We start from the raw sequence: 11,809 nt of genomic DNA, 5'->3' as shown, positions 1-11,809 counted from the left end.
ATGATAATTCAAATTTCATTCTCGAATGAAAAAATGAGGGACTTTCAGTCCCTCGTAAAACAAACCTCTGCACTTTCAGTGCAGAGTGGTTTAGTTAAAAAAATGAGATAGTAGCCTTACCTAACATAAGCTAATAAATACACTACTTTAGATTTTCAAAAAACGTCAAAATAGGCATCAATTTTTCAATTAAAGTTTTTAATGGCACACAATAATTACAGATTTATATTTCTAAATCGAATTCTACGAGCATAATTCGCAGGAACTATCGATTTATTTTACTATATATGTGTCTGGAAAGAACAAGATATTCTGCTATGAAAGTGCGGATATGCATATAAATAGCAGAAATTTAACCTTATTTATACAAAAACATACACGATGAATAGTGAGGACGTAAAAAGATTTGGAATTATCATTTTTGAATCATTGCCTGATGAAGATATTAAAACTGGTTATGAATTATTTTCATCAACTTTAACTAATAAAACTTACGAAGAAGATTTATTATATATTGAATATCTTGATTTAGAAAATAAAGATATTTTTCTAAACGAATTACTACGTATTGCAAATGAAGCAATAGATAATAATTATTTCTATTTTCTACATTTTGAAATACATGGTTTTAATGGAGGCTTAATTTTAAAAAATGGAGAAGAAATTTTTTGGCATGAATTGTTGCCAATATTTCAAATGATGAATATTCATTATTTAGATACTTTAGTAATATATTTGGCAGTTTGTGAAGGTGCAAGTCTTTTGAAAGAGATAAATCCAATAGAAAGATCTCCTTTTGGTTCTATAGTTGCAAGTCCTCATAAAATCATTGAAAAAGATTTAGCTATCGGGTTTGAGAAATTTTATGAAAAATTCTTTTTTTCTTTTGAACTTAATGCGTCTTTAGAAGAATATAATACAGTAATTAAAAATGAGAAAAGCAGACTCTCATTAATAACAAGTCAATATTGTATTAATACACTTTGTAATATCGAAAGAGAAACTGCTGATAAAGAAAGACTTTTTAAAATCCTTGAAGATACTTTTAATAAGTATGATCCAAATTTTAAAAACTTGCCTGAAAGCGAAATTTTTGAAGTTCTTAAAAAAGAACTGTATGAAATTTTTGAGGAGTTTAAATTGAATAGAGATTTTTACTTAATGAATGATTTAAAATAGAAAAACTTCTGCAAACAAAGACTTCTTCAGATGTAGATAAAGTGGATATAAAAATTTACTTTTCACATGAAAAATATTGGTAAAATAGAATATTCACTTAAAAATACGCAACTTCGTATAATTTGAAAAGATTAATAAATAGTAGTTTTTATATTTTCGAAAAACGTTAAAATAGTTATCAAGTGTTCGATTGCAAACCCTGACAGCCCACAAAAGACAAATAACGCCAATGGAAGACATTGGCGTTATTTTTTTATATCAATCTTTCAAAAAAAGTTAAAATAGGGATTAAGTGTTCGACTGTAAACCCTGACAGCCCACAAAAGACAAATAACGCCAATGTCTTCCATTGGCGTTATTTTTTTATATAAGTCTTTATAAAAAATAAAAATTGGTTCATTATTTAGCAGTAATATATGAAAACCCACAGATTATTAAAACCTCGTATTTACTGGGTTTTCTTTTTATAGTATCAGATGATATCGAACTTTAACGCCATTATATGCAATATTTATAGCCGAAATCATAAGTATGCTATTTTGATTGAACTTTTTATCTTTCTTTACTATATACTGTTAATCTAAATATGTTCGAAATATTAAAACCAACCTTCTCTAATTGCTTTTGTGATAATCTCTGTTGTGTTTTTTGTTTTGGTCTTTTTTAAAATATTTCTTCTGTGGGTATTAATAGTTTCTATACTCAAGAATAATTTTTCCGAGAGTGATTTACTGTTGTGTCCATCAATTAGATTTCTTAATATTTCTTTTTCTCTTTTGGTCAGAATTCCTTTAGTTGGTTTAAAAATACTTTGAATTTCAACATCAATATAAGAAGGTTCGTCATCAAGACCAATAAAAGATAGAATAGGTCTTCCTAAAGATTTTAGATGGGAAATATCGATATGAATATCTAGAACTCGCATAACGCCTCCTTTAGGTGATGTTTGAATTGTGTAAATCTGTTGTAATATTCTAACATATTTTCCATTTGTGTGCTTCAACCTGTAATCATATCTGATTTTGTATTTCATTAATTTTTCGGGAGCAAACTGAGAAAAAAATTTCATCGCAGTATTTTCTACATTCATAAAGAACGTGATGTCTTCAGGATGAATATTAGCAATTACATATTCAGTTGTAAATTCTTCAGGTAAGCACCCTAAAACATTTGTTACATTGTCCTGCACATACTCGATTGTTGAAGTGGCAAGATTAAAAATGAGATAATAATATTCCCCAACTGAAAAAATATCCACAATCCTTTTTATATACTCTAGATTATAATCAGGAGGAATACTTACGTCAGACTTAGCTATTTTATTCCAGATTTTTTCAAGTTCTTCTAATGGCTCCTTCTTCATTTTAAAATCTATTTTGGAATCTTAAAATTAAGAATAAGATTCCAAAAAAATACTCATTATTGAGTATTTTTTAACAAGTTTTAAATGTTTAATTTTGAGTAGTTAATTTTTAAACTTTAGACTATAAAACTTCTTTAAATTTTGTCTCTTGTTTTACTTGCCCTGATTGTTAATTAGTTATGCTTTTACATTATAGCCTCAAAGCAATCTTAAAACGTATTTGATGCCATGCCATTGCGTTTATTGATAGTAAAACAAGTGTTAATTTTTTAATCTAAAAATTATGTCAAGACAAGATGTACTTAACAAAGCGGTATCACAGGATGGTACTGCTGAATCTTCCCCAAATAGTAATAAAACAGTTTTCTGAATAACTTTTTTTATAAAGTTAATTGATTGTTTGCATTTCCAATATTCACACTTTTTTAATACTTAAAAAGACAAACAATGATAAATAATGTAGCTCTCGATGTTTTTATTGGCCTGACCTTTGTATTCTTATTATATAGTTTATTAGCGTCAGTAATCCAAGAAATGATTGCCGTAAGATTTTCTTTTAGAGCAAAATTACTTGAGAAAGCAATTCTCAGAATGCTTGAAGATGGTAAAACAACGACAAGATCATCATTTTTCGATAGGATATATGGAATGCTTCATTTATTTGGACTGGTGAGTATACTCAAAGACAAGAAAGTGGCGGTATGGTTTTATTCACATTCTTTAATTAAATACTTAGCAGAAGACAATTACTACAGCAAGCCAGCATATTTGACGGCCGCTAACTTTTCAAAAGTAATGATTGATTTATTAAAAGGTTTTAATCAACCAGAATCACAAACTATAGAAACCATCCATAACTCTATAATAAATGGTACAATTTACAAATTACCTATCAGTATGGCTAGTGCCAAAGAAGATAGGTCAAACCCAGCCTTTAAAATATTAGTAAAAGAAAATTCTATTGAAGAAACTGGTATCATTACCGCTTCTCAAACTGTTCAAATAAATCCAAGTACAGCTTTTTTTCTAAGATCACTTTGGCAAGAATCAGGTGCGGATATTGATTTATTTAAATCGAAGCTTGAACAATGGTTCAATGATACAATGGAAAGAACAACAGACTGGTATAAGAGATATACAAGGTTTTTGTTATTTATTATTGGGTTCGCTATGGCATGTAGTTTTAATGTAGACGCAATTGCTATTCATCGTATTCTCAGTAAAGATAAAAATGCAAGAGAACAGCTTGTTGCACTGGCTATTAAAAACAATGAGAAATATGTTGCTGCTGTTCAAGATATCAAAAACGGAACTCCACAAGATGATCTAAATCTCCAAAAAACTTACGATATGGTGGTAGCAGATGCTAAAGAAGCGACAAGTACTATGGGTTTAGGAAAGCCTTGGGAAGATTCATGTACTATATGTAAGGAACACTTTAAGATTGATAAAAATATTTCTTTTGATGACAGAGTTTCCTTAGATGACAAAATTGCTGTAGCAAAAACCAGTATCATTATTTTACAAAAAAAAATTGATAAAATACAAAATGCTCAATTAGAAATTAGTAGTTGTAATATACAATTAAAGACCAAAGATTCATTATTATTTAGTGGAACTTATAGAGATACTACTCAGCTCAAAAAAGACACAGCGCGTTTGAATAAAATGAAAACCAAAGTATATGGAATTTTGAAAATCAATCATAGTGATAGCCTAAAAATATTTAAAGGTTCTCTATATAAAATGAAGATTCTGTGTGAGCGATGTCCAATAATACAAAAACGTAATTTATTTCAATATAGTGCAAATCAAAGAGGGGATATGGAGACATTCTTGGGGTGGCTACTCACTGCATTTGCCGTCACTTTAGGCGCGCCCTTTTGGTTTGATATTTTAAGTAAATTAATCAGTGTTCGCGGAGTTGGATCCAAAGCGAATTCATCATCAGGTACAGATCCTAGTTCGCCTGTAGGAAAACCAAATTCAACAGGTTCAAATCCTACCAATGGAAGTTCAACAACAATTCAAAATAATTCAGGAGAGGAGGCCGTTGGTTAAGATGTCACAGTTAAAAGTAATCGTAAATAAATTAAATAAGCGAACTGAACCAATTTCAAAGTTTGTTGACAAGTCAAATATTATAGGAACTGTCTCAAAGGGATATATGTTTGAAGGAACAAAGCAAATTTCTAATGCACTTGGTGATTGGTTTGAAGATCGAGACGGATATTATTACTGGGGCGGTGGTTTATTGACTTTAGATATTCCATTGGGTACTACTGTACAAGTGCCGGATCTGCCCATTAATCTTCCAAATCCGTATCGAGTAGGTATTGATGTTTCGCATCATAATACAATTCCCAGCTGGCAAGAAATCAAGAATTGTGGCGTAACCTCAGTCTATATTAAACTTTCAGAGGGAGTCGGAACTCCTGATATAATGGCAATAAAAAATGCTACATCAGCAAAACAATTAGCATTGAATATTGGGTATTATCATTTCTGTAGACCAGATACAAGAAATGGCGGAACGGTATCAAATGATGCAGAAGCTGAGGCAGATGAAGTATTTCGGTTAATGGCAGGAGCTCCAAAACCTAATTTGCCTCTGGTTCTTGATCTGGAAAATGCGCCAAACTGGGATACACCTCTTAAAAAAGAAGACTATAGAGATTGGATTAACATTTTCATTAATAGAATAGAAGATAAATGCAATATGGAATGTATGATCTACAGTAGAAAGGAATACTTAGATAGAAAACTTCCGCATGACCATGACTTAGGAAAATATAAATTATGGATTTCCCGCTATACATTAAGAGATTGTAATAAGGTAGAATTACCCGTAGGCTGGAACAATTGGGCGATGTGGCAATATAGAGATGATGGAATAATAGGAACCAATGGCAAATTGGATATAAATATTATAAAAGACAAAAGCTTATTCTGATGACGCAATTAAAAGTAATAGTTAATAAATTAAACAAACGTACAAGCCCTGTCACTGATTTTGCCAACAAAAGCAATATAGTTGGGGTGGTCAATGAAGGTTTTACGTTTGAAAGCGTTAAACAGCTTAAAAATAATTTGGGTATTTGGCATCAGTGCAAAGATGGGTATTGGGCTTGGGGGAAAGGCTTTTGTGATCATAAATTTTTGGATAGCAAAAATCAAATTATAGACTATAATATTTTATCATTATTGCCACAGGAATTTAAAAAGACAAACGGGCAAGGCATAACTGTAGGTATTCTTGATACCGGTTTATTTAGACATGAAGCTTTTGCTAATTGCAAAATAATTGGGAAAAATTTTGTTGACGATAATGATGATTTTGTAGACAGATCATTAGAAAGTCATGGAACTTTTGTTTCCGGTATTATTGCTGCAGGAATGTGTGACAATAATAAAATGAAAGGGATAGCATCAAATGTGTCACTCATTATTGGCAAGATTAGTGCCGATTCTACAATTTCTGATAGCGATACAATTTTGAAAGGACTCGTTTGGCTAATCAAACAGCAACCAGATATTATTAATTGTAGCTTTGATTTTTCTCCCTTAAATAAGGCTGTATTTGATGAAATTTTAACTTCTGACAATGCAAAAAACATTATTTGGGTTGCTGCAGGACAAGATGGAACAGGGACTTTTAATAGTACAACTTATTATCCTGCTTTAAATGAAAACTTTATAGCCGTGGGTGCTTTGAAAAAAGAAGATCTAGGTTTGGACGAAGTAAATCGGATTAATTCGCATATCAAATATATTGTTCCTCAGCTTTCTTTCAAGTCAACAGATAAGTTCGATTTTTATAGCGATGCTATAGGAAGCAGTTTTGCATCTGCTTTAGTTACTGGAAATTTGGCGCTTATAAAATCTAGGCTAAAACAAAATGGTTCAAATAATGTTGAGTCATCAGATTGCATTAAAATTTTAGATAGCAATATTGAAAAACTGATTTCGGCTGACCAATTACAAAATCCATTTTTAATTTTTAAAAGATAATTTTATGAAAAAAACTCTATTCATTTTGTTAATATCGTTTATTACAATTAATTGTGTAATGAGTCAAAATATTTATTATGATGCTAAATTTCTAAAAGACTGTTTGAAAAACAACAATTTCACAACTTCTAAAATCATTAATAGTACTGAGGATTCTTTGAGAAAATTGGATTTATCACTGGAAAAAAGGATAGCAAACCATATGAATAGCAACAATATTCATAAAAGTGACTCCATTGCAAAGCTTCAAGAAGTGAGAAAAAAAATTGCAGAAGATTTAATAAAAACACAAAAAGATAAGGTAAATAGATTATTGAGTCTCCTTAAGAGATATTTTCCAGAAGTAAATGAAAATGCTTCAGTAGATGATGTCAAAAGAATACTGCAAAAAAATCCTTTTTTTGTAGACTATTCAATTGAAGGTGTTTCCAGAGGCGGAGGTGCCTTATTTACCAATAAGGGTATAGCAAGTGTCGCTAGCATCGGCGGTCTAGACGTTACCAAATACGCAAACGCCATTTCAAGCCTAATGATTGAAAGAGCGAAGCAAGAATTGACTATTGCTTTTTTTAACCGGTTTCGAAAATTTGCTGAAGAAAATCCAGAGTTCAAAATATTGTTTCCCAAGACCACAGATAATTTAGCAAACCTTCTTACTTACACCTATCCGCAAATGCTTCCTGCATTGAGGAATGTTTTTTTTGAAGACATTAAACAGATTACCTATCATCTTGATGATGTACTTCAATTGCCAAGGTATCAAAGCCTTTTCGAAAATTTTCCAGAAATAAGAATCATGATTAGGTCAATAAGAGTCGTTCATGAACTTGAAACTGGGGCTTCAAATGCTGCGGACATTATTAAAGAATTCTCGGATTTTAAAGAGTGGAAAGACAAGAAGTCTTCTGCTGAACTAAAGACCTTTGGAAGTTGTTTAAAAATTACGGCTTTAATTTCTGAAAGTGTGCGAAATGATTCAATACAAAGTCACACAAAAGATGTTTGGGTACAAGCAAAAGAACTCAAAAAACTTTTTAGTGATGATGATAATAGTGATGATGACAATAATGTTTTTTTCAAAATATATTTAGGGCTTCTTTACCAACAATCAATAAAAGATGATGTAAAATATATAGACATTAACGGTAAAGAAACACTTTTTTCAGAAATATTAAAATCACATTCTAACGACCTTTTTCTTTTCAAAAACAAGCTCAAAGAATTCTTTGATTTGACTGGTAATGTAAATACAGCATATAAGAACTTTAAGAATAAAGTGAATAAAGGAGAATCCGTGAGTAACGATGATGTTTATAATTATATTAATACTTCGATTGATGCTGTAGAGTATGGATTTAGTATTGTTCAAATATTTAATGAGACACAACCACCAGCTGACTATATAGAGTTATTAAAAAAATCTAATAATTTATACAGGAATCTATATTCTAAAGAATATACACAAGCAATAGATAATGTTTTTGATATATTCAATAAGTTAAATGATATTATCAAACCTAAACTTCCTACCGAAGAAAAAATTACAAATTCTGAAAGTATAAAAAATTATAATGGGAATGTGGTGAAAGACGAAGTAAAAATACTTAAAGAAGGAGATCGCATATTTAGGGAAGTACCCGGAGAAAAAATAGATGCTGTGGCAAATATAAATTCAAAAGACCAAGATCTTAATCAGTTGGTGCAGTATAGAGGATTAGAACATTTAATTAAATTCCTTGAAAAGGCAAAACCTTACGCCTTATTTATGGCTAATATAGCTGAAGCAAAAACGGAAGAAGATATCAAAACGGCATTAGACAACGCTATTCTTCCTGTTGGAAGTTCATCGATAAAAAAATATACAAAAGATTGGGGTAATATTTCGATCCAGTCCTATTTAGGGGCATATTATTCCTTTAAATCTGTGTCGACAACTATCCCGAATTCTTGGAACGATAAATTTGGTGTCATTGCGCCAATTGGTATATCGTGGACACCCGGTGCACTGAGTTGGAAACATGGAGGCTCATTAAGTATTTTTGCCTCTCTTATTGATCTAGGTGCGATAGTGGATTATCAGCTTAAAAAAGAAAATATTACAAATGACAACGGCACGACAGAAGAGGTAATCGTTAAAGATTATACAATTGAATTAGGACAAATATTTTCTCCTGGAGGTTATCTTGTTTATGGTTTTCCTTGGAATTTACCTTTGTCCTTAGGTTTTGGGGCTCAGTACGGCCCAGGTCTTTCCAAAATCGATACAGGAGGAAATACCGTGATAACAAATCCTTCGTGGAGATACAATGTGTTTTTGGCTGTTGATATTCCCTTTTTCAATTTGATGAATCATAACAAGGTTACGCCTGTAAAATAGTGGAGTTGAGAAGACTATATTCTTCCTAACTAATTTACTGTTAGCAAATACAATTTAAGTAGAAAATTGAAACACATGAGCGTATAGATTTTTGATCAATCGAAAAGAACAATCAGAAAAACGCATTATTTTTTTACATATATTGACTTTGTAAAAAGTCCTAAGTCTATTAAAATCAAAAATTTGTGATTCTATATTGTTAAAAATAATTTTACCCAACGGGTTATTTTAAGTCTGTATAAAATGGAAGAGCCACAGGACATAATAAAATCTAATATAGAGAATTATAACAAGAAACTTGCTATACAAGATAGAATTCTTGCTGTTTCAATTATTTTCATAATAATTAATTATGTTATAGTGATTGAACCAAACTATTCCTCATTCAAAGCATTATCATTTAGTTCATACAAAATTCAAAAGTATAGTAATCAAATAAATAAAGATAAAAAGTTTATTAGTAATAAGATTATTCCAGATAGTTCAATTAAGAATTTAAAAATCAATGATATTAATTATAATAAAGATGTTTTCTTTCAACAAATAGACACAAGTTCAATTGGTCAAAATAAAATAGATACTCTACATCAAAAGCTAAATGCTATTGAGACGGCTATAAATGAGAAACAAAAGCTCATTTCAAAAAATGAATCTCTAAAAAAGAGATTATCTGCTGCAAAAGACGAAATGTCTTTAGTCAGTGTTTTATTATTATTTAATGATGGTAGAGAACACTTTTCTTTGTTTCTTTCATTTATAATAACATTTTTGATAATTTATTTTTTACTAATTCGTCGAACTTTATTAAATATATTGGCCAGAACAATTCGTATTCAGAAAGAAAAAGTAAATCTGAATGAATTTTATGAGTATCATGTAAATAAAAGTATTTGGCTAGCGCCGATACCAAACAAAATGAATTGTTCAGTTACATCGGATGAATTAATTCACATAATGTCATTGAAAAATAGACACCATCTATATAAAATTATAGTTTTTACATTTTTAGGCACAATTGCTTTTTTACAGCTTCGCTTATATTTTATTGAATTAAGTTTAAATCATCTATTACTAAATTTTTATTCTTTTTTGTCATTATTAAATTGTTTAACATCAATAGTCGTGATTTTTTTGTGGCTTTCAAAAAGAACTATTCCAGATAACTATAATTATGAATTTGATAATGAGAGATCTCTAACAAGACGTGAATTTGTTAATCTTGTAATTACAATCACACCAATTTCACTTGCAATATTACTAATACCTTCCATAAAGCTATTAGACAACTCATCTAAGTCCGAGAAAATTTACAATCGCTTTTTTAATAAACCCAGATTTTGTAAAACAAAAGGTAAAAATTCTAAAACAAAATTAAAGGAAATAGAATTCGAAAAAAGTTGTGAAGAGATGATTGTTAATAAAGATTATGAAAAATGTGCTGACAAACTAATTAGTGAAGTGAAAGCGATTAATAAATCTAAAAAAAATAACAATAATAGAATCATAAGGTTGTCTGATTTTCTTGTTAGAGTTTTAATGTTTCTAATTTATAGAAAAGATAATTCTAAATACCAAACCATATTTAATGAGTTGCTTAGTATTGCCAACGATTCAAATAATTTAATTTTAAAAAGCAGAAAAGAAATTTGGAGTAAATCAAACTATAAATGGGCTACCGTTTGTAAACAATCAAAATCAATTATAAAGTGGGATAATAAAAGTTTTCAATAAAATTGAATTGTCTTCTAATGTAAGATATCGTTATCACGATGATGGAGGTTCGAATCCTCCCAATTCTACTAGATAATTCAAGTTGCTAATTTAGATAGCATAAAAAACAAAGCAAAGGTTAAGTAAATTGTAATGAACAGAACTGATGCTCTATAAAGACAAAATCATATCATTTTTTTGTTTAATAGATGATATTTTACATGTAACTAATCAAATAGAGTACTAAAAAAGACAGGGTAGTTAAAGATAAATTACCATCACTTCAATAATTTTTTCAACATGGCAATATTAGTCACTCTTAAAGTTTATTGAAGCTTTATGAATCTACCCTTAATATAAAGTACTTTCTGGTAAAACTAATTTTGTTTTCTTTGGATTGTAATAAACCGATAGATTACTAGTAAAACTTGGGAATGTATTTATATTCTCAATTTTGAAAATATCATTTAGTAGTTTCAAAAAAATTTAAAATAGGTATTAAGAGTTCGATTGTGCTCCCTGACAGCCCACAAAAAGACAAACAACGCCATTGGATTCCAATAGCGTTGTTTTTTTTAGAATACTTTATAAATATTTCATAGGTTATACGATTCATGGAACGTAATCGTTAATATTTTTTTTGCGGTGTAGTGTATCACAATCAAACAGACAAATCCATAGTGTATAGATAGCTTTTTATCTTAAGTGAACTGATTGAGCGCAAATGATATTGTAAAAACTCAATTTACATCAATCTTTACCAGTTATTGTCTTTCTATGCATTTCACCCCATTTACACATTGATATAATTACATCTTCTAGTGTTTTACTGTAATCAGTTAAAGCGTACTCAACTGTAATAGGTTTTGTATCGCAAACCGTTCGACTTATTAATCCGTTGATTTCTAATTCTTGCAATTCTTTAGACAAAATACGAGGGCTAATTCCTACTGATCTTGACAATTCATTGAATTTTTTCGCCCCATCAATGAGAACGAATAATGAATTACCCCGAGGCAGAGCCTCGAGGTATCGTGTTACTCAAAAGACAAGCGTAGCTGCTTTTTGTTAAACGTTTTGTAGACAGTCTTTTCTTCTCCTTGATTTTGAATGTATTTCTGAATCACATCCTCATTACCATATTGACCAACCGTATTTACATAATATCC

At 30.0% G+C, this 11,809-nt stretch carries 8 protein-coding genes and 1 pseudogene; 6 read left to right on the top strand and 3 right to left on the bottom strand.

Going from position 1 to position 11,809, the window contains the following annotated elements:
• The first annotated feature begins 381 nt into the window (after positions 1 to 381).
• Positions 382 to 1,179 carry a hypothetical protein gene (locus tag C8P67_RS21315; protein ID WP_115815221.1) on the top strand — a complete coding sequence of 266 codons (798 nt, stop codon included), beginning with the start codon at positions 382 to 384 and terminating at the stop codon, positions 1,177 to 1,179.
• A 598-nt stretch (positions 1,180 to 1,777) separates the two neighbouring features.
• Here C8P67_RS21315 and C8P67_RS21310 read toward each other — a convergent pair.
• Positions 1,778 to 2,542, bottom strand: coding sequence for a LuxR C-terminal-related transcriptional regulator (locus C8P67_RS21310; RefSeq protein WP_115815220.1), 765 nt, complete (start codon positions 2,540 to 2,542; stop codon positions 1,778 to 1,780).
• 447 nt (positions 2,543 to 2,989) lie between these two features.
• Between C8P67_RS21310 and C8P67_RS21305 the strand changes: the two genes are divergently transcribed.
• From C8P67_RS21305 to C8P67_RS21285, 5 genes are all read left to right on the top strand, one after another.
• Positions 2,990 to 4,603 (top strand): hypothetical protein, encoded by a 1,614-nt coding sequence (locus tag C8P67_RS21305; protein WP_115815219.1) that lies wholly within the window; start codon positions 2,990 to 2,992, stop codon positions 4,601 to 4,603.
• A complete protein-coding gene (locus C8P67_RS21300) occupies positions 4,551 to 5,495 on the top strand; it encodes a glycoside hydrolase family 25 protein (protein WP_115815218.1) in 945 nt (314 codons plus the stop codon). Before C8P67_RS21305 ends, C8P67_RS21300 begins: the two co-directional genes overlap by 53 nt.
• Positions 5,495 to 6,553, top strand: coding sequence for a S8 family peptidase (locus C8P67_RS21295; protein ID WP_115815217.1), 1,059 nt, complete (start codon positions 5,495 to 5,497; stop codon positions 6,551 to 6,553). Before C8P67_RS21300 ends, C8P67_RS21295 begins: the two co-directional genes overlap by 1 nt.
• A gap of 4 nt (positions 6,554 to 6,557) precedes the next feature.
• Complete coding sequence (locus C8P67_RS21290) at positions 6,558 to 8,930, top strand: hypothetical protein (RefSeq protein ID WP_147298275.1); 2,373 nt, start codon at positions 6,558 to 6,560, stop codon at positions 8,928 to 8,930.
• 243 nt (positions 8,931 to 9,173) lie between these two features.
• Positions 9,174 to 10,661 carry a hypothetical protein gene (locus C8P67_RS21285; RefSeq protein WP_115815215.1) on the top strand — a complete coding sequence of 496 codons (1,488 nt, stop codon included), beginning with the start codon at positions 9,174 to 9,176 and terminating at the stop codon, positions 10,659 to 10,661.
• Between the two features lie 729 nt (positions 10,662 to 11,390).
• On the opposite strand, the gene C8P67_RS21280 is transcribed toward C8P67_RS21285, so the two are convergent.
• Together C8P67_RS21280 and C8P67_RS22520 are read right to left on the bottom strand one after the other, a co-directional pair.
• Positions 11,391 to 11,630 carry a winged helix-turn-helix transcriptional regulator gene (locus C8P67_RS21280; protein ID WP_262511453.1) on the bottom strand — a complete coding sequence of 80 codons (240 nt, stop codon included), beginning with the start codon at positions 11,628 to 11,630 and terminating at the stop codon, positions 11,391 to 11,393.
• A 47-nt stretch (positions 11,631 to 11,677) separates the two neighbouring features.
• Positions 11,678 to 11,809: pseudogene (locus C8P67_RS22520) on the bottom strand (IS200/IS605 family transposase); the annotation flags it as partial.

Origin of the sequence: Flavobacterium aquicola (genome assembly GCF_003385115.1) — a bacterium.
Taxonomy (GTDB): domain Bacteria; phylum Bacteroidota; class Bacteroidia; order Flavobacteriales; family Flavobacteriaceae; genus Flavobacterium; species Flavobacterium aquicola.
Note: the sequence above shows the minus strand (reverse complement) of the source record. Positions and strands in the feature narration are given on the sequence as shown.